Here is an 18,805-nt window from a genome sequence, read left to right on the forward strand (position 1 = left end):
AACGGTCTGACGATACGGCCATGGCCGCGCGCGGGGAGATCGACCACCACGCTTCCGTTCAGACCACTGTCCGCGTCACCATAAAGGCGCCTCCGGCCCTGGTCTGGACGGTGCTGAGCGACATCGCCCACTGGCCCGTCTGGCAGCCGGATATCCAGGCGACTTCCATCGTCGAACCAATCGGCACAGACACCCCTTTCCAGTGGACGACACCCGGCGGGACAATCAGCTCGCGCATTGTACTGTTTGAACCTGGACGGCGCCTTGCCTGGATCGGGCATCTGCTGGTGTTCCGGGCCATCCACGTCTGGATGCTGGCGGTTCTGCTAAACGGCGAAACTGAGGTGACAACGACGGAGTCATTGAGTGGATGGCCGATCACGCTGTTCTATTCCTCGGACGAACTCCGGCAGTCCGATCAGCGATGGCTCGACATGCTGCGCCAGGAAGTCGAACGGCGTGCAGCGTCCGCTAGTCCAAGCCGGGGTTAACTACCACAACGCCGGACGCTTACGTAGATCGCCGCAGCCGTCTCTTCGTATCGCATGGGTATACGCTGCTGAGGCGATGGCATGAGACAGCAGCGCGACGGCGGGCGTGTCTCATTTGCCTTGCTTCTGCATTGCGAGACAGGCATACACAGATGGTCTAGAACCTAGCGAGACAGTCCATGTCCAAGCTTTACGGCTACGCCCGCGTGTCCTCCGGCTCTCAAGACCTGGCGCTTCAACAGGCAGCACTGGCAGCGGCGGGCTGCACTGTCGTCCGGTCGGAGAAGGTGAGCGGCACGAAGCGCGATGGGCGGACAGAGCTTGCGACGATCATGGACTTCCTGCGTGCAGGAGACGTGCTTGTAGTGACCCGGATCGACCGCCTAGCGCGATCTGTCATGGACTTGCAGAATATCGTTCATGAGTTGAAGGCCAAGGGAGTGGCGTTGAAAGCGGTTGAGCAGCCGGTGGACACGTCCACAGCCGCCGGCAAGGCATTTCTCGACATGCTCGGCGTCTTCGCGGAGTTCGAGACATCGCTTCGGAAGGAGCGGCAGCTTGAGGGCATAGCGGCGGCAAAGGCGGCGGGCGTCTATCGGGGACGCAAGGCGACGATTGCCCCAGACGCGGTGCTAGCGCTGCACCGGGAAGCGGTTGGGGCCACTGAGATAGCCAAGCGGCTCGGCATCGGGCGCGCATCGGTCTACCGGATCATTGAGGCGTCTGAAGCAGCAGCGGCCAAGTAGGACAGCTACAGTGACGTATCCCCTTCTTGCTGGCGTCGGCTCAGCGAGAGACGAAAAACCACGCTCAAGGCCTGTTCAAGGCCTCTCTAGGGTGGTCGATGGCCTGTCACCTACCCACGGGGCCGCTTTGAGGGAGGCCGGTTACGGGGCCTCTGCGGGGCCTGTGGCAGGACGGACAACAGCCCGTTACGGGGTCGGAATGGAGCTTCGAACAGCGGCTGGCTGACAACGGACGCAACAGATGGAAGCAGGCCCTAAGCGGCAACGGCGCACATCTTAGCAGGCAGCCGGGACAGGCCATCTCCAACCCTCACGGCTGGTCACAGCGCGTATCCCGGGGCGTTGACTGACCATCAACACACTAGATGGATGCAGGCCCTAAGCGGCGCTTCAGCAAGCGGTTGTCGGGCGGCCTCCACAGGCTTTGAACGGACGTTCAGTCGGTCCGTAGATTATTCAGCGTAATCAACGCGAAACTGAGAACAGCCGCCCTTTGAAAGAGAAACCGGACCCGCCGGCTCCTTTCGCGGCGCTGCCCCCCCCCTTCGGCGCTGCCGGCACCGTCAGCCTCTCTGTCCTTTTTGCACGGCGTCGGCTGGCTCGCACGCCCCCACCCAACACAGGAACACCCAACGTGATCGACAAGAACCAAATCACCTTTCGCCTAACTGCCGAGGACCTCAAGACGATGAACCACCTTACCAGCATCATTGCCGGTGAGCGGGGCGCAGCCTTCGTTGGGCCAACGGCGGTGATCCGCTTCGCCATGAAGGTTGCGGCGGAGCGGGGCATCTAACAGCCTTCCAACACCTCCGCCGGCATCGCCCGGCTCCGCCTGAGCCTACCCCACACCGCACGTCCATCCTGGGCGCTGCGGCGATACCCATTTGAGAGAGATTGAGACAATGGCTACCAAGAGTGACGATCCCCGGCTGAAGGCTTATGCGGCCAAGAGCAGAGAGGGAACGACCAACCTGACGAGGACGGCAGCACGGAGCGACGAAGCCCGCAAGGCTTCCAAGACCACCTGGGACGAGCAGTGGGTCGGCGTGATCAAGAACTACCCGAAGACAGAGGAAGCGTTCGAGGCAAAGAAGGCCCAGGGCAGAGCGTCGTTTGCGAAAATGCGCGAGGAGGGAAGGCCCCCGACACGGCTTGGGGTGCCAGACGGGTGGGCCGGACGGAAGCAGGAGATTGCGGTCGTGAAGGCAGCGGCAGCGGTGAAAGCTAGTGAGGCCATTACAGGCCTGATCGTGATGGGTCATTTGAGTATGGATGAACAGGCAGGGAACGCAGCGTTACGGGTTGCCTACGAGTTCATCTTTGACGAGACGCTCAAGCCAGACACTAGACTCAAGGCAATCAAGATAGTGGCAGACTTCGTGAAGCCGCGCCCGACCCAGACCGTGAAAGTGGAAGTTTCGGAAGCCGAGAGATGGTTAGCGTCCATCGCCGACCTCAATGTTACTGACGTGGACGAGGACGCCTAAAGCAAGGGCACTGCCACCGGCTGTTCAAGGGCTGTTCAGGGGCTCGCTGGAGGCCTGCTGAGGGCCTTGGAGGGCCTCTTAGCGGGAGCACTAGCAGCGGCTTTGTAGAAGGCCTGTAGTGGGCCGTGCAGTGCCTCTCCCGCCCCTGGGCAAAACAGCAACGCTACGCCAATGAGAACGACCGGACGGCGGACCAAAGCGGTTCTACGACGATACGGGCTGTCCGGTTTTGTTACGGATAGATAACGGGCTTAGAGGCCCTCGACAGGAATCACTATGACCTCAACAAGGCGCAAGCCAACGGCCGCGCTCAAGACGATCACGTTGGGCAGCCTACTAGACTTCAAGCTCGCTACCCGTGACCACCTCGTAGCCCCGTGGCTGCGCCAGTGCGAGAGCGCAATGCTGTGGGCCGATAGCGGACAAGGCAAGACGATGCTGGCGCTGTCGTTGGCACTGGCGGTTGCCGGCGGTGGGGAGTTGCTGGGGTGGAGTGCGACGACCCCGCGTAAGGTCCTGTATGTCGATGGAGAAATGCATATTGGCGATTTACAGGAACGCCTGGCGCTGCTTGCCGGGGCGGTGACGGGCTGTGACCTTGAGGCAGCGCGACGGAACCTGACTGTGCTTTCGCGGCAGCACCAACACGGGGACGTCACGTTCCCTGACTTGGCAAAGGAGGAGGGCCGCAACTGCATCTTGCAGGAGGCGCGTAGGGTCAGCGCAGAGCTGGTGATCCTGGATAACTTCAGCACGCTGGCGGAGGTGAGCGACGAGAACGAGGCGTCCGCGATGTCGCCTGTGCTGGCGTTCCTGCTGCGCCTGAAGCAGGACGAGCGGGCCTGCATCCTAGTCCATCACTCCAACAAGTCGGGAGAGGCCTTTCGAGGGTCTAGCAAGCTGGCCGCGACGTTCGAGGTGATTATCGGGCTGAAGCGGACGGACGGTAGCAGGGCCACTAGCGGAACGAACTTCACGCTTGAGTGGACGAAGTATCGTGGTCAACCCACGGCAGCTACCAGAGCATTTGAAGCGTCGTTCACGTCCACTGACGGGCCGCCAAGATGGACCTGTCGGGCGGCACTCAGTGAGGAGATAAGCGTGCTACTGGAAGCGGTCGAGAGTTGCGCCTATGGGAGCCAGAACGCCGTTGCGGAGGCGCTGGCCTGGGACAAGACGAAGGTCAGCAAGGTCAAGAACAAGGCGATGGCAGCCGGGAAAATTACCCGGGAGCGCTGGGAAATGTGCCTCGCGGCTAGCGCAGAAGGGGCCGGGGAAGGAGTGGCGCAGGACTTTTGAGGGCCGTTGACGGGGCTTTTGCCGGACCGGAACGGGCAGTCGGACTCCTGTCGCGGGGCTGTTGAAGGCCGTTTCAGGGCTGCCAGTTGCTAGTTGCTCTGGTTGTTATAGGGAGCAACTAGCAACTCAAGCTTTTCAGCGGTCTAGGAGGATTAAAACGAGGCTAGTTGCTCTAGCGCATCTGGCAGATGGTGTTGCCCTGGGCTACGCAGTGGCCGGGCCGCGTGCCGTCTAGAAGGGAGCAGCGCCAGCCCAAACGTGGCTGCTTCTAAGCTGACAAGTGAATGCGGCGCTGGCCTTTGCGCTGCCAGCGAGGATCGTATCTAGGCGCACGGCCATAGCTAAGTAAGCTCGAACTGTCTGGAGTAGGTAGGATGGTGACTCACAAGCAGCGAAGGCGGCGCAGGGCGGTGGCAGGCATATCTCTTTATCGTGAGGACATTGCTGAGCTTCTCGCACTGTGTGCGGATACCGATTCGCGGTTATCAGTGGATGACGAGACGGCGAGCTATGGGAGCATTGCGGACTACCGAGAAAACTGCCCGCCGAAATGCAAGGAACTTCGTATCAGGAGCCAACGGAACACACTGTCCTTTATCCAGACGAAATCCGAGGCGGTTTTTCTGTATGACGAGGGGGACATGGCTGCCGAACGGGCGGCTGGGGTAGCAATCCAATCCCTGCGTGGCACTCGTTTAGTTCAACCGATGCTAGTGTGGGTTTTCTGCTTCGTGGCGGTCTTTGCGACTGCGGCGGCTGAGGTCTTAGCGCCGCTTGGACTGAGAGCGCGTATTGCGATATCGACCGGGAGCATGATCGCGACAGCGTATGTCTGTCGTAGCTCGTTCCTGCGGACGGTGTGGGCCTACCCCCGACGTGATCGCCCGAAGCGGCGGATGTCTATTGAGGAGGTTGTGATCTTGGTCCTGATAGCCGCAATCGGCGGCGTCCTTTCAACATTCAGTAGTCGGCTTCTCTAAAACGGATGAAGGCCACGGCAGCGCGAACCTGGCCACAGGCCTACGAGTGCTGGAGCGGCGCGGCTTCGGCTTGAGAACGAGGGGCATTGACGGGCGCAAGCTGCGTCCCGCTACGGGCGACGCGAAGGCGAGTGTGCTCAGCGGCGCAGGATAGCCCTCGGGGCAACCTTGTGTGATGACAAGGCGCAAGCGGCTCCGCTGCCCTGTCAGGCGAGACTTAGGCGGCACTGGTTGCTTCGATTCCCCGCTGACCAATGGCGGCGGGTGGGGCGGCAACAACCTCTTTATCGGCGTTGGCCGTGGCACGTCACCGCTTTCCAGTGAGGGCGCCCGAGGCGGCAATGACCCCTTGAGCGGCATTGGCCGTGGCACATCCCCACTACTGCGTTCCCAGAACATCGACAGACCCCCCGGCTTGCCTGCTGATCGCCGGCAGGCACCGCCAGAAGGTAGTGGCTTGATAACGGGGCGGCGGGGTTAACCGTCTGGAGATGAGGCGGAGGCAGTAGCTCTGGCAAAAAGCGGCTAGCGGGACCTACAGCCTCACGCCTTCCAACGTAGTCGCCGCAACGACAGCGTGTGCCAATGAACGAGTGCCACAGCGTGTGCCAGTGCCGGCCCCTGCCGAACCCCATAAGGTGCTGTAATGACTTGGTTAATAGGCGCTATCATTACGCTGGCGTCCCGTAGGGGATTCGAACCCCTGTTACCGCCGTGAGAGAGGCAAGTTTCAGTCCGCTACTGTCGAGGAGCATCTAACTAACCCACTGTAGCGCAACGGATTCAGTCCTCACTCGTCCCTCATTGCCCAGGCCCGTCTAACGATGTATATTGGACAGACTTTGGACATGTGTCACAGCTGTCATAGGCCGGAGGCGTCTGTCAAAGATCCGTCCAAACGGAGGCAACGGTGGCTCGGACAGTTCGCGACGCCAATCTTGAATCACGGGCGGCCCGGCTCCGCCTGAAGCCGGCCGCAAAACCGTATTACCGCGCGATCGACGAGGGCCTTCACATTGGGTATCGCCGAGGTAAAATCGCTGGCAAGTGGGTGATGCGGTTTTACCTCGGCGCCGAGACCTATCGGGTCGAAACGATCGGCACCGCGGACGACACCCTTGATGCCGACGGTTTCGAGTTCCTGAACTTCTCGCAGGCACAAACCCTCGCCCGCACCAAGTTCGTCGAGAGCAAGCGCGTTGCCGCCGGCCTGCCCGCGCAGGGTGGTCCCTACACGGTGGCGCTTTGCCTTGAGGACTATCTGCGGTGGCTCGAGCAGAACCGCAAGACCGCCAAGGACGCGCGCTGCCGGGCCGACGCGCAGATCCTGCCGGCGCTCGGCGGCATCGACTGCGAAAAGCTGACCACTAAGCAGCTGCGCGACTGGCGCGATGCCGCGGCCGCGGCCCCTGCCCGGATCCGGACGAAGATCGGCGACAAGCAGCTGTTCCGCACAGCACCCGATCAGGATCCGGACGAGGCCAAGCGCCGGCGCCGCGCCACGACGAATAGGGTGCTCACAATCCTGAAGGCAGCGCTGAACCACGCGTGGCGCGACCAGAAGATCTCAACCGATCAGGCTTGGCGGGCACTCAAGCCGTTTGCGCAGGCCGACGCCTCCCGGGTGCGCTACCTCACCGTCGAGGAAGCCAAGCGCCTGCTGAACGCGACATCGGGCCGGTTTCACGACCTCGTGCACGCCGCCCTGCTTACGGGGTGTCGGTTTGGTGAGCTCGCCGCGCTGCAGGCGGGAGACTTCAACCGGGACAGCGGAACGCTTCATGTTCGCATTAGCAAGTCGGGACATGGCCGTCACGTCGTGCTGACAGACGAGGGCCTAGCGTTTTTTGGCCGTCTCGCCGCCGGGCAGCCGGCGCGCCGCACGCTGCTGCCGAACGAGTCCGGAGCGAGATGGGGGAAGAGCAGCCAGTCGCGGCCCATGGCCGAGGCATGCGTGGCCGCACGGCTTGATCCGCCGCCTTCCTTTCACGTCATGCGACATACTTACGCTTCCTTGGCACTCATGGGCGGCGCGCCGCTGCTGGTGGTCGCGCGCAACCTCGGGCACACCGACACGCGGATGTGCGAGCGGAATTATGGCCATCTGAGCGTGTCGTATTTCGCCGACGCGATAAGGGCCGCACTCCCGCACTTCGGTGTCGAGGCGGATCGTAAGGTGGTGGCGATCGGATGACGAAGCGTTCGCGATTTCCAACCGGTCCAGTTCCAGAAGATTGCTGTCCGGAGACGCTCGGATCGGATTTGTCGAGCGCGCTGGTGATCATGACGCAGGACGTGATCAGTCGAGCAATCAAAGATACATTCGCACTCTACGGCCGGGAGGATGAACCTTCACCTTCGCAAGATGAGACTGAAATGCCGTTGCTTGACAAGAACGACGAGTTTTCAGCTTTGCAAGATGAAAGCGAGATGTCGCTTCTCAAGGAAGGCCGGCGGTGGCTCGAACGCCACAAAATTATGCCTAACGGCCGCGATCCTTGGTTGATGCCCGAAGTCGAAGAGCAGTGGTGGGAAGCCACCGACATCCACACGCCAGCACTGCTCGGCAAGCTGATCCGCGGCGAAGTCATTGCTTTTGCCGATCCGGAAGTCTCCGGCGCCGGACCCGTGTTTATCCCGTCACGGCTGTGGCGGCAGCTGCGCTTCAAGCCGCGTGACCTCAGCGCGCCGATTGCGGGCGGCGGCATGACGTTCTGGAACCCACGGTTCATCGACGCCGCCATGGTGCCTGCCGAAGTCTCTGAGGCCAGCGCCTTCAAAGCTCCTGCAAACGCAGAGATCTTCAGGAAGCCCGGCCCAAAACCGACCTTGCTCCAGAACGCTGTTGAGCGAATCAGGGCCGATATCGGGTCCGGCGCTGTTCAGCAGGAGGAGCTCAAGCGTAACCTAAAGACGTGGGAGGCGAGATACGGCGTGAGCCGCGACACCTTCGTCCGTGCCCGCGACATGGTTCTTGCGCAGATTGCGCAAGATGATCCTGCGCAATCGGCGACAATGTGAGCCTGGAAGTTTCGGTCGTGCCTCGGCGATTGTTTGCCTTGTCCAGTCGGAACAGGGGCAGACATGCTGAACCACGCGCAGACCGTCGATGAATTCTGCCAGTCGCATCGAATCAGCCGCGCGACGTTCTACAACCTGCTGAAGGTGGGCCGTGGGCCGGCCGTGATGAAGGTCGGATCCCGAACGCTGGTCTCGGACGAGGCTGCAACAGCCTGGCGCCGCCGCATGGAGGCGACCAGCGTCGCCCATGAAGCCGCGTAGAAACAAACCGCCTCGGTCACCCGGGCGGGTTGCATAGACGGTTTCGGCCCTCGCAAGCCGCAATCTATGCATCAGCTAGAACCGAGGCAAGCAGGTCTTGCCCGATGCCACAATCAATTCGACCACCCGGCGACGCTCAGGCGCACCGGTCGATCCTTCTCGATACTGTCAGCCGTGGCATCCACCGCGGCAGCAGCTCTTCCCGCGTTGTCGGACTGCTGGCCGCCGCTACCGAAACCGAGAATTATTTCGCGGTCGACCGCCTTCTTACGGTGCTGACAGATGAAGAGCGCCGCGCCGTAGTCTCAGCCACCATTGCATACTTGGCCTGGATCGGTAGCCGCACCGGGCGGTGGCAGCCCTGGGCCCGCGCGCTGCATCTTCAGGCTTGGGGCCACGAGGCGCGCGAGGCCCAGTCGCGAGCAAATCGCCGCATCAGAGCGCTGCGGGTGAACGACCGGCCCGCCCACCCCACCCGTGGCGAGCTGGAGCGCTGCGCAAACCACCTGATCCGGCACGGTGTCCGCGGCCTCGAACTCCTCGACCGCTTAGTTCTAGTAAACTTGACGTATCCAGAACCGGTCGGGCGGGAGGTGCTGCACCAGGCGATCCGCGCCGCTATCCGGCACCATGCGGAGGTAGAAAATGCTCCGGCCTGAGGCGGCCGCCCGCGTGTCGAACCAGAGGTCGCCGCTTGGCGCTGGGCACTTGGTCGAGAGCGGTCTCACGTTCGATACCGGCGATTGGGACGAGGCCCAACTGCCGCTTAGGCCGTGGATATCCCCCGGATATCTCTTGCGCCAGGCGATCACCGTCCTGGTCGGTGCCGGTGCGGCCGGCAAGTCCAGCCTGATGATCACCTGGGCAATCGCCCTAACCTTCAATCGTGCGTTCCACCGCATGACACCCCAACATCCATGCAAGGTGTTGATCTTTAACGCAGAGGACGGTCCTGATGAGCAAAAGCTCCGGTTTTCAGCCGCGCTGCGAAGTTTTGGGGCGACGCCGGCAAACCTGAAAGATCTCGTTGTCCGCGTTTCCACCACGAAGCTTGGTCGCCTCATCGGACGAGTGGATGGGGTGTTAGGCTTCCTGCCAGCCATGACGGATCTTGAGAGACAGATCACGAGTTTCGAGCCGGACGTCGTCATGCTCGATCCCCTGATCGAATTGCACGAGGCCGACGAGAACGATAACGGCGCGCTGCGTGAGGTGATGGCTCATCTACGCAGTCTGGCTGTCCGCCACAACCTGGCTCTCTTGCTGGCGCACCACACAAGGAAGGGTTTGATCACGCCAGGTGACCCCGACGCGGCTCGCGGCGCCTCCGCAATAGTTGGCGCTGCTCGTATCGTGGCGACCGTGGTCACCATGAGCCAAGAGGAGGCCATCAGCTTCGGCATCAATGACAAGGTCCGCCGAAACTATCTTCGCCTCGACGGTGCCAAGAGTAATCACGCCGCACTACAGAATGGCGAGTGGTTTGAGAAGGTCGCGCACCAACTGGCGAATGGCGAGTGGGCGGTGACGGTCGTTCCGTGGAACCCGCCTCTCGAAGTGGTTGGTCTCGAAGCCCGTATGGCGATCCTCGCCGGTGCTGAAGCCGGATCACCTGGAGGCCCGTGGTCGCCAAGGCTCAGCAGCGATCCTCGCTCCGTCAGGCACCTGCTAGTCAGACACGGCGTGACCACACCGAAATGCCAGGCTGACTTCCTCAAGGAAATGACGAGCGAGCACGGCTTTGCGATCGAAGACTTTAAGCGCGCCAACCGCAGCCCTGCGCGGGGCCTCAGAGCGGCGAACGGTCGACCGTCAAATGTTAGGTGGGACCGTGATTTCGAACTGTGAGACGCAGAATACTTCCGTGCGCTCTTCCGTGCAGCTTCCGTGCAGTGCACGGAAACGGGACCCTATAGGGAAGAGTGCATTACCCGTGCACTTTTTTCCCATACAGGTCCCGTGCAGCATCCGTGCGAACTGTGCAGCAGCGGAACAAAGAGGGATGCAAGAGGTGGAGCAGGTGCCAGACGCTCGCGGTTATCGGTTGCAAGGGGCGAAAATCGGATGCTGACAGAGCCATCTGCACCGCATTTGAATCCTCTCTGGACAGCAATCGCACCTTTTTCAAAGGTATCTAGATACAGAGGTATCCGCTGGGACACGGCGGTAAACTACGGTAGCCATAGTTGCACAACATACTGACGCTGCTGCAAACATTGATCTTGCAGACAGGATCTGTCCAAGATATGGACCAAAAGCACTGCAGGTTGCGCCGCACAATGCGTCCTTTAGGCCCCCAGTCCGCACACCACCGGTTGGCAAAGCCCGATGGCCGGACGCGCGAGTCGAGGCTGGCGCGTGATACGCGCCTGAGCTTGCTCGCCGCGCTGGCCCGCGAGGCTTCTCCAGCCGATCGCCTAGTCATCGAGAGCGTCGTCCAGATCCAGCTGCGGTTATCATTGATGGACAGAGACCTCGCGCAGGGTGCGATCCCCCACTGGTCATCGTCGAAGGTCTACCTCGCGCACTCAGCCAGCCAGGCGCGGCTCTTGCGGCAACTCGGCATCAAGCCGCAACCGGCCGCCCCTGCGCCGACGATCGCCGACATCGTGCGCCAGCATCGTCCGGAGGCGGCGGCGTGAGTGCGGCCTCGGCCCTGCCCCTTGGCGATGCCGGCTTCCGCCCGTTGGCGCTGCGCAACCCGGGCGTCGGCACCGTGGCGCGGCGCGAGGTGCGGGAGTTCATGGCCGAGGCCGCTGTCGAGACCAGGCGGCTCATGCGCCGGGCCACGGGCATCCCGGCCGAGACGCTCACGGCGGCGGCGCTGAAGGGTGGCACCGGTCGCGACCGTGCGTTTGGACGCATCGAGCAGGCCATGCAGGTGTCTCCCTTGGCCGGCACTGGCACGGTGCGTGTGTGGCGGTTGCTGCTGCCGCGTGGCTTCCCCTTGGTGCGTCTGGACGATCAGGCCGGGCGGGCTTCGCGCGGGCGGGACTGCATCGAGGTGCATGGCCTCGCGATCGGGCGGCTCGGGCGCGGATTGCCACGGGCCGACATGCTCACGCGTGCGGATCGGCCGTGGAACTTCGCGGCGACCGACCATGCGCTGGGCCGGTGCGTGGAGCGTGGTGACGGTAGCGGTCTGCGCGTGGCGGTGCGCGCCGCGCACGACGCTTTGCAGACCCTGAATGCGGACGATGTGGCGCGGGTGCTGGCGGCGGGCAACTGGACGGTGCCGGCCGGGGCGTCGGGCGCGTGGCTGTGCGAGGTGCATCCCACGTTGGAGCAGGGCGACACTCCTGAGGTGGGGATCCTGTTCGTCGCCAACACGTTCCTCTCGATGGACATGCTCGGCGATGACCAGCGTCGGCAGGTGGCGCTGTTCTGGCGACGTGCGCCCGACTTCCTGCAAGGCGCACTGGCGCTCTCCGTGCTGCGCCCCGCCATTCTTCCCAGCCAGGTGCTCCAATGAGTCAGACCAACGTCGACTTTCGGTTGCGTGCTGCTGCCTTTGCGGCGGCTCGTTTGGGCATGGCTCTTGACGCCGCGTGGTGCGACGAGCTGCGCGGCCGGAGCATTCCGGACTGTGTGATCCCGTCCGCCCGTCCGGTGCGCGCAACGCGGCCGGAGACTGCCGCAACTTCCCCTGCCTCCATCGCAAAGGATGATGACGTGGACGACGAAATTGCCGAGAAGCTGCTCGCTTTCCTGGCCGAACGGCTTGGCCCGTCCGATCTCGACAGGGCGGAGGGCATCCTACAGGGCCGCGACGATGGTCCAACCGGCATGGCGGCCGACAGTCTGCGGCGGCGGGTGGCGGCCGGTGTCACGCGCAGGCAGGCGGCACGCGGCGGCTCCTTCGAGGCGATGTTCCCGCACGCGAACCGGCTGGCCTGACCGGTGCCGGCACTTGGCCTGCGCCGCCAGCCGCCTGCGTTGTCGAGTGAGCGGCAGCACCTCGCGGCGTTGATTAGCGAACGCGACGACGCGGTGCGGCGGGCGCAGGCGCTAGAGGCGGCGGCCGAGGCGGCCGACCGTGCGGTGTGGCAGGCGGATGCAGACTGCGAGGCGGCCGGGCGTGCGCTGCAGGAGGCGCGCGACGGCCTTGCCGACCGGGCACTGGCGATAGCGGCTGGCGAGGTGCTGGACGGTCCCGGGCCGGTGCAGGCGGCGCGGGAGCGCCTCGCGGCGGCCGAGGCGGCGCTGGTGGATGCGCGGCTGTCGCGCGATGCCTTGCGGGCGCGGTTGCAGCAGCCGGGGCATGGCCACACCGGACTGATCGACATGCGCGTGCATGAGGCGGCGGTGGCGGTGCTGGCCGCCGAGGTGCGGCCCCATGCGGCGCGAGTGCTGGCCCAGGTGGAGGCGGCGGAACGCGACGTGATCCGGCTGGGCCGCGAGCTCGTGTGGCTGGCGCGGCATGGCGGCTTCGAGACGTCAGGGGAGCCAGGCGGGGCGTATGGCTATCCCGCAGACGACCAGACGCGCGCGGTGGTGCGGCGGTGCGAGCCGGGGCACCGGGGCCGGGACGATCTGCAGAACTGGCCCGTGCTGCGCGGCGAGGCGGCGTGGGAGCAGGCCTTGCAGGCGTTGAAGCATGACGCGACAGCGTTGCTTCCGGTGACCGCATGAGCGGCACCGGAAGAACTCTCGATCAGAGTTAAGTTTCAGCGGAGTGCGATGCTGCTGATGCCGTGGCGTCGCAGGATAGCCAGAGCATACTCGAGGCTGGAGTCCTGTATCTCTGCCTCAGCCGCCACTTCGTCGCGTTGAGGTGGAGTCGCTATGCCAGGGGCCGCCTCTGCTTTGGCATTTGGGTGAAGGACCTCGCGCACCTCATCGTCACTGTTGGCCTGCTCAAGCGCTTCCACCACGGCAGCCAACCGGTTGGCGAAAGCAGTCGAGACGTTGATTTTGTCGCCTGGGTTGTCACCCGGGTAACGGGTCGCGTTGCCGAGATATGTTGCCGCCCATTTCGCGGCCTCCGCGATCTGCCAGACGGCGAGCTTATGTTTTGCTCTTACGGCATTGAAGCGACCAACCAATGCATCGGTCAGCATTCCGTTCAGGCTGACCTGATTAGCCGGGTTCCAGGCAAGGGATAGAGTCTGAGACATTTGCTTTTTCCATGTTCAGAGCCAAAAGCAGCTCTTAAATGCTAAAAAGCATATCTTTTTGCTTCTGTAAAGCCAGAAGGGGCGAAACAGAGGTTTTCAACATTTTAAGGTTCTTAAAGTAGGTGGAAGATACCCTTCGGTGACGTTTTCGATCCTCGACGCACTGGACAGCCCTGCCGTGTTCGCCCCGCACTTCCGGGGCGGCCCGGCCTCCTGGCACGCGTGGCGGGCGTTCCTGGCGGCGCTGTTCGCCCTTCCGATGACCGATGACGACCTAGGGCTCTATCGGACGCATACAGGCCGCAGCGAGGCCCCTGCCGCCCCGTTCCGCGAGGCGGCGCTGATCTGCGGACGCCGCGCTGGCAAGAGCCGCATCCTGGCGTTGCTCGCGGTCTATCTTGCGGCGTTCCGGGACTACGGGCCGCACCTGGCATCGGGCGAGGTGGCGACCATCGCGGTGATTGCCGCCGACCGCCGGCAGGCGCGGCACATCATGCGCTACGTGCTGGGCCTGATCGACGGGGTGCCCGCCCTGGCCGCGCTAAAGAGCGACGAGACCGGTGAGTCGGTGGCGCTTGGCCCGCACTGCCTCATCGAGATCCACACAGCCAGCTTCCGGGCTGTGCGCGGCTACACCTTGGCCGCCGTCTTGATCGACGAGGTGGCGTTTCTGAAAACGGATGAGCTGTCCGCCAATCCGGATCAGGAGATCCTGACGGCGGTGCGGCCGGGCCTGAGCAGCATCCCGGGCAGCCTGTTGATGATTGCGAGCTCGCCCTACGCGAAGCGCGGGGCGCTCTATCAGGCTTACCGGCAGCACTGGGGCAAGGACGACGCCCGCGTGCTGGTGTGGCAGGGCCCGACGTTGGCCATGAATCCTACGCTCGACCGTGCGCTGGTGGCGCAGGCCTACGAGGACGATGCGGCCAGAGCGGCGGCCGAGTTTGGCGCAATGTTCAGGGACGACATCGCGGCCTTTGTCTCTCGCGAGGTCATCGACGCCTGCACCGTGCCCGGCCGGTTCGAGCTGCCATTCATCACCGGCAACACCTACCACGGCTTCGTCGATCCGAGCGGCGGCAGCTCGGACAGCATGACGCTCGCGGTCGCCCATCTGGAGCGCGATGGGCTGGTGCAACTGGACGCGGTGCGTGAGGTGCGGCCGCCGTTCTCGCCGGAGGGGGTGGTGGCGGACTTCGTGGCGCTGCTCAAGTCCTACGGCATCCGGCGGGTGCGCGGCGATCGCTATGCGGGCGAGTGGGCACGCGAGCCGTTCCGCAAGCTGGGTGTCGAGTATCAGGTGTGCGAGCAGCCGCGCTCGGACCTCTATCGGGACCTGTTGCCGAGGCTGAACAGCCGCCAGGTGGAACTGCTCGACCTGCCCCGGCTCTCAAAGCAGTTGTGCGATCTGGAACGGCGCACGGCGCGCGGCGGCCGGGACAGCATCGACCATGCCCCCGGAGCGCACGATGACATCGCCAACGCAGTGGCCGGAGCGTTACTAATGCCGCTAGGGGCTGCGCCGCCCATGCAGATCACGCAGGCGGCGCTGGAGTGGGCGCGGGCCCGGCCTGTGCGGGCAGTGCGGTGGTAGTGCAGCCGGTGAGGCCACGTCCGATCAGTGCTGCTCAGAAGCGGACATTATAAAGTAGAGTCTGCTGACAGCCAGCACGCCCATCTATAACGTGGAAGAAAGTTAAAATGGCCCCTAAAGCTGCCATTAACATAGTTGAGGAGAAGTCGCTAGTTCGAGTTCAGCCATTTCACCGGGTAATTTCACCTTTTTTAAAAGAACTTAGCCGTTGCCAGTGGCAGCGCTGCCAGGTCATGCGCGAGTTATAAGGCAGTTCTACCAGCTACGGCGTCTTATCAACTTTACTATTCGCCTTGGCCTACGATGGTGGCAGGATAGGCCAATGCATTTGTTATCTTCTAATAATCGTTCCGAGTTCTTGGCGTGTCCGCAGCTAGTCCGCTTCGACTACGTCAGGGGCAGCGATGGGTTTGAACCCACCCTACTGATCAAAGGCAGCACGCTTCTTCTGAAATATGTGGTGCTGGGTGTGCCGACTCAACTTGCCTTTGCAGTCTGCAATGGTCGCTTATTGTGTGCGTTACAAATACACGATGATGGCGACGACGGTGGCATCCTTTGGTCTATTGTAGAACGTGAAGAAGAACTGAATGGGATTCGTGGATTGGCACGCGGTGAGCCGCTGGTAGTGTTTTTGTTCAACGAACTTGCCGTTAACATCGCTTGGAACGACTTTACGACGCTAGGCATATTGGATCGCCTGTCCGAGTGGGCTGCATGCGCAACGTTCGGGCAAGTCGACCACTCGACAATGATGGCGACGACAAGCCCGCTACTCGACCGCCTTCATCGTCGTGTCGAAGATGACGACGTCTGGCTGGTGCTGGAAATTGGCGGCAGGTCCGACTGGAGACCCGTCCGCAATCACTTCATCACGGCGGGGGCTTCCTCTACTCTGATTGACATCTTTGACGGCAATGAAGGTAATCAGCAGGAGCAGTTAGCCGTTTGGCTTACCGATAATCTTCTGCCAACAGGTGTGCATTACAGCCCACAGATTCCGAAGGGCGCTGGAACGCGAGAGTTGACGGATCTACTGCTAAGCTACGAATTCGGTGCGGTGCTGATCGAATCCAAGGCGCTGTCGATATTGACGCGTGAGCGGCTGCCCGACCGTGCAAAGTTAAAGCGCAAGATTTCTTCAGATATTAAGAAAGCCTTTGCGCAACTGCGCGGTGCCATAAGGGCGCTGCGGTCTGGTATTTTGGTGACGGGTTTGAAGGGAGACACGCTATTAGTCGAACGCGAAAGTCCTGCTCATGTGATCGTTCTCGTTCCCGACTTAGAACTGGTTGAGGACCGTGCCGCCTACGGTATCGAGTTCATACGCGAATTCACCCGCGCGTCCGGCGGCTTTCCTCATTTGCTTGACATTTCGGAATTGCTTCGTGTTGTGCAGGCCGCCGAAATGATTGCTGCACGAGGTAAGACGACCACGCCAATGATGGCGTTCGACTACTACCTTACGCAACGGCTCGAACAAGCGGTTGATGCCGGCACACTATGCATTGAAGTGCTGTTGCAGTTCACTGAAGCCGAAACGGAGACAAACTAAAGATACGCAGACTACTCAGAAGAAATCAACGACGACAGGTCATCGCATTTCCGATCTGGAGGTAATAGACCGAGTTCAGTCTTCACTTGTCATCACTCGAAAGCGTCCCTTTTACTCCCGGCGAGTTCACGCCAAGGTGGGCATGTCGGCAATTCGAATTCCACCCGAGAGAAGACAGGCGGCTAACCAGCTTCATTGAGGTGAAACCTCAGCGGCACGTCAGAATGGGACACTCTTCCCGTGTCGTTAGGGTTGTCCTGGATCTTTCGGAGCGCAGCGACCTCGAAACTTAAACTTTTATGGAGTAAGCCGGTCCGAAACACTTTCGCTTCCGTTGCTAGCGGACCCCCGTGCTCTAGACTGACATTAGTTAGAGGACTGGGCATGGCGAGAACCGGATCGATAAATACAGCGATGCTTGGAGCCGCCGGGGAGCATTACGTGATGTGCCAGCTTCTTCGGCGCGGTATGATCGCAGCGATTGCTCCAGCTGGAGCGCCGGATGTCGATATCATCGTCTCTGACAGAGAGGGACACTCACTGGCTGCCGTTCAGGTGAAGGCCCGACAGAACACGAACGGCAAGAGTGGATGGCCACTCAACCGAAAGCACGAAGGGATCATACGCTCCTCGCTATTCTATGCCTTCGTAGATTTTGGAAAAACACTGACTGACCCGCCTCGGTGCTGGATCGTGCCGAGCAGTGTCGTAGCCGAGGCAATCACCGACAGTCATAAGTCCTGGCTAAGCATGCCTGGTCACAGTGGTCGGGTTCATCAGGATAACGACATGCGATCGTTCCTGCATGACTATAGCCACCAAGGCCTCGATCGTCCCGCAGGATGGCTCAGCCAATTTCTTGAACGGTGGGACACTATCCTTGCTGGCGCCTAGCTGGAAACCAGGGAGTATCGACTATGCTGCCACCTGAGCTCGCGATGCGAGCCTTCCACCCCATCGCCGACCTATTTCCCCTCATAACCGGCCCGGACTTCGAAGCACTGGTCGCGGACGTCCAGGCGCATGGCCTGCGCGAGGCCATCGTGTTGCATGCCGACGGCCGGGTGCTCGATGGCCGCAACCGGCTGCGGGCCTGCATAGCGGCGGGTGTCGAGCCGGTGTTTGCCACCTACGAAAGGTCCGACCCGCTGGCCTACGTGGTGTCGTTGAACCTGCGCAGGCGGCACCTCGACGAGACCCAGCGGGCGCTGGTGGCGGCCCGGATCGCCACCCTTGGGGTCGGTCGGCCGTCAACTAACCCCGCAAACCTGCCGGGTATCGGGCAGGCCGAGGCCGCGGAACTGCTCAATGTGTCGGAGCGGAGCGTGCGATCAGCAGTCACGGTGCGCGACCATGCGATCCCTGCACTGGCCGGGCATGTGGAGCGCGGCGAGGTGTCGGTGTCGGCCGCCTCGGCCGTGGCCCGCCTTCCTGAGGATGAGCAGGAAGTGATCGTGGCGCGCGGCGAGCGCGAGATCCTGGCTGCCGCCAAGCGCATCCGCGACGCACGGGCTGCCGAACGCGAGGCCGTGGCGCTTGGCTTGCTGGGCGAGCGTTTCGGCGTCGCGCCGTTCACGGTGCTGAACGCGCGGGAAGGCTGGTGGCAGGAGCGCAAGCGCGGGTGGTTGGCACTTGGCATCCAGAGCGAGTTGGGGCGCGGGGACCAATGTCACCGCGCGCCCGACAGTTCTAGCTTTGGTTGAACACCGTGGCATTTGCCACTCGGCGTGCCAACTCGACCCTGAAATTCTCGAGCTGGACACTCTGTGTAGCGCACACCCTGTTCACGTGATTCGAGTGTTTTTCGACCTCAGCCATCTTGGTCGTCACTTCGTCGATCTGCCCCGATAGCGTCCCGACCTGCTTTCGTAGCTCTCCAATCTGCTTGTGTTGCTCCAGGATCTTATTGTCCTGCGCCTGCTCCTTCTCGTGGTCTTTCTTGAACTGGAGGGCAAGCTTGAGCAGGCCCTCCTGCTGAGGCACCGTGAGACGCTTTACGTCTTCCTTCAGACCTGCCAGCAGCTGCTCCTTACGCGGCATCGCCTCAACCTTCGCAAAGAGCGACTTGATGTTCCGCGGAAGGGCGCGCTCGCCCAGCGCCCAGGACTGCACTGTTCGGAGCGGCGTTCCCGTAAGGGCTGCAAAGGCGGATTGCCCTATTTCAAGGCGTTTGAGTTCTGCTCGGAATACCTCCCGGCCCATCTTTGATTTCACGGAGACGACGTTGCTTGACCGCGTTGTCATGATGCCC

General features: G+C 62.3%; 19 protein-coding genes. 17 read left to right on the forward strand and 2 right to left on the reverse strand.

Annotated elements, in window-relative coordinates:
- Nucleotides 1-20: 20 nt before the first annotated feature.
- The 14 genes from FE263_RS17280 (at nt 21) to FE263_RS17340 (ending at nt 12,920) form a co-directional block, all read left to right on the forward strand.
- Complete coding sequence (locus FE263_RS17280) at nt 21-491, forward strand: SRPBCC family protein (RefSeq protein ID WP_171034173.1); 471 nt, start codon at nt 21-23, stop codon at nt 489-491.
- Between the two features lie 179 nt (nt 492-670).
- The gene (locus FE263_RS17285) at nt 671-1,237 is read left to right on the forward strand and encodes a recombinase family protein (protein WP_138327294.1); all 567 of its coding nucleotides are present in this window, start codon (nt 671-673) and stop codon (nt 1,235-1,237) included.
- A 634-nt stretch (nt 1,238-1,871) separates the two neighbouring features.
- Nucleotides 1,872-2,033 carry a hypothetical protein gene (locus FE263_RS22195; protein ID WP_171034174.1) on the forward strand — a complete coding sequence of 54 codons (162 nt, stop codon included), beginning with the start codon at nt 1,872-1,874 and terminating at the stop codon, nt 2,031-2,033.
- A gap of 91 nt (nt 2,034-2,124) precedes the next feature.
- Complete coding sequence (locus FE263_RS17290; protein ID WP_138327295.1) at nt 2,125-2,727, forward strand: hypothetical protein; 603 nt, start codon at nt 2,125-2,127, stop codon at nt 2,725-2,727.
- Nucleotides 2,728-3,003: 276 nt separating this feature from the next.
- Nucleotides 3,004-4,026 carry an AAA family ATPase gene (locus FE263_RS17295; protein ID WP_138327296.1) on the forward strand — a complete coding sequence of 341 codons (1,023 nt, stop codon included), beginning with the start codon at nt 3,004-3,006 and terminating at the stop codon, nt 4,024-4,026.
- A gap of 1,890 nt (nt 4,027-5,916) precedes the next feature.
- Nucleotides 5,917-7,200, forward strand: coding sequence for a tyrosine-type recombinase/integrase (locus FE263_RS17300; protein ID WP_138327297.1), 1,284 nt, complete (start codon nt 5,917-5,919; stop codon nt 7,198-7,200).
- A 68-nt stretch (nt 7,201-7,268) separates the two neighbouring features.
- On the forward strand, nt 7,269-8,027 hold the full coding sequence (locus FE263_RS17305) for a hypothetical protein (RefSeq protein ID WP_138327298.1): 759 nt from the start codon (nt 7,269-7,271) through the stop codon (nt 8,025-8,027).
- A 63-nt stretch (nt 8,028-8,090) separates the two neighbouring features.
- Entirely contained in the window at nt 8,091-8,288 is a 198-nt protein-coding gene (locus FE263_RS17310) for a hypothetical protein (protein ID WP_138327299.1), read from the forward strand.
- 104 nt (nt 8,289-8,392) lie between these two features.
- The gene (locus tag FE263_RS17315) at nt 8,393-8,947 is read left to right on the forward strand and encodes a hypothetical protein (RefSeq protein ID WP_138327300.1); all 555 of its coding nucleotides are present in this window, start codon (nt 8,393-8,395) and stop codon (nt 8,945-8,947) included.
- Complete coding sequence (locus tag FE263_RS17320; RefSeq protein WP_138327301.1) at nt 8,934-10,136, forward strand: AAA family ATPase; 1,203 nt, start codon at nt 8,934-8,936, stop codon at nt 10,134-10,136. The genes FE263_RS17315 and FE263_RS17320 overlap by 14 nt, the downstream gene beginning before the upstream one ends.
- 527 nt (nt 10,137-10,663) lie before the next feature.
- Nucleotides 10,664-10,930 carry a hypothetical protein gene (locus FE263_RS17325; protein ID WP_138327302.1) on the forward strand — a complete coding sequence of 89 codons (267 nt, stop codon included), beginning with the start codon at nt 10,664-10,666 and terminating at the stop codon, nt 10,928-10,930.
- Complete coding sequence (locus FE263_RS17330) at nt 10,927-11,760, forward strand: hypothetical protein (protein WP_138327303.1); 834 nt, start codon at nt 10,927-10,929, stop codon at nt 11,758-11,760. The genes FE263_RS17325 and FE263_RS17330 overlap by 4 nt, the downstream gene beginning before the upstream one ends.
- 200 nt (nt 11,761-11,960) lie before the next feature.
- On the forward strand, nt 11,961-12,185 hold the full coding sequence (locus tag FE263_RS17335; protein ID WP_138327304.1) for a hypothetical protein: 225 nt from the start codon (nt 11,961-11,963) through the stop codon (nt 12,183-12,185).
- 69 nt (nt 12,186-12,254) lie between these two features.
- The gene (locus FE263_RS17340; protein ID WP_138327305.1) at nt 12,255-12,920 is read left to right on the forward strand and encodes a hypothetical protein; all 666 of its coding nucleotides are present in this window, start codon (nt 12,255-12,257) and stop codon (nt 12,918-12,920) included.
- Between the two features lie 35 nt (nt 12,921-12,955).
- Here the strand turns inward: FE263_RS17340 and FE263_RS17345 are convergent, their stop codons facing one another.
- On the reverse strand, nt 12,956-13,405 hold the full coding sequence (locus FE263_RS17345) for a hypothetical protein (RefSeq protein ID WP_138327306.1): 450 nt from the start codon (nt 13,403-13,405) through the stop codon (nt 12,956-12,958).
- A 139-nt stretch (nt 13,406-13,544) separates the two neighbouring features.
- Here FE263_RS17345 and FE263_RS17350 point away from each other — a divergent pair, with 139 nt between their 5' ends.
- From FE263_RS17350 to FE263_RS22410, 3 genes are all read left to right on the forward strand, one after another.
- On the forward strand, nt 13,545-14,999 hold the full coding sequence (locus FE263_RS17350) for a hypothetical protein (protein ID WP_240759843.1): 1,455 nt from the start codon (nt 13,545-13,547) through the stop codon (nt 14,997-14,999).
- A gap of 322 nt (nt 15,000-15,321) precedes the next feature.
- A complete protein-coding gene (locus FE263_RS17355) occupies nt 15,322-16,554 on the forward strand; it encodes a hypothetical protein (RefSeq protein WP_138327307.1) in 1,233 nt (410 codons plus the stop codon).
- A gap of 917 nt (nt 16,555-17,471) precedes the next feature.
- On the forward strand, nt 17,472-18,257 hold the full coding sequence (locus tag FE263_RS22410; protein ID WP_205880428.1) for a hypothetical protein: 786 nt from the start codon (nt 17,472-17,474) through the stop codon (nt 18,255-18,257).
- Here FE263_RS22410 and FE263_RS17370 read toward each other — a convergent pair.
- Complete coding sequence (locus tag FE263_RS17370; RefSeq protein ID WP_138327309.1) at nt 18,244-18,798, reverse strand: helix-turn-helix domain-containing protein; 555 nt, start codon at nt 18,796-18,798, stop codon at nt 18,244-18,246. The two genes, FE263_RS22410 and FE263_RS17370, sit on opposite strands and share 14 nt — an antisense overlap.
- Between the last annotated feature and the right edge of the window lie 7 nt (nt 18,799-18,805).

The sequence above is a fragment of the Lichenicoccus roseus genome, assembly GCF_005844085.1.
Lineage (GTDB): Bacteria > Pseudomonadota > Alphaproteobacteria > Acetobacterales > Acetobacteraceae > Lichenicoccus > Lichenicoccus roseus.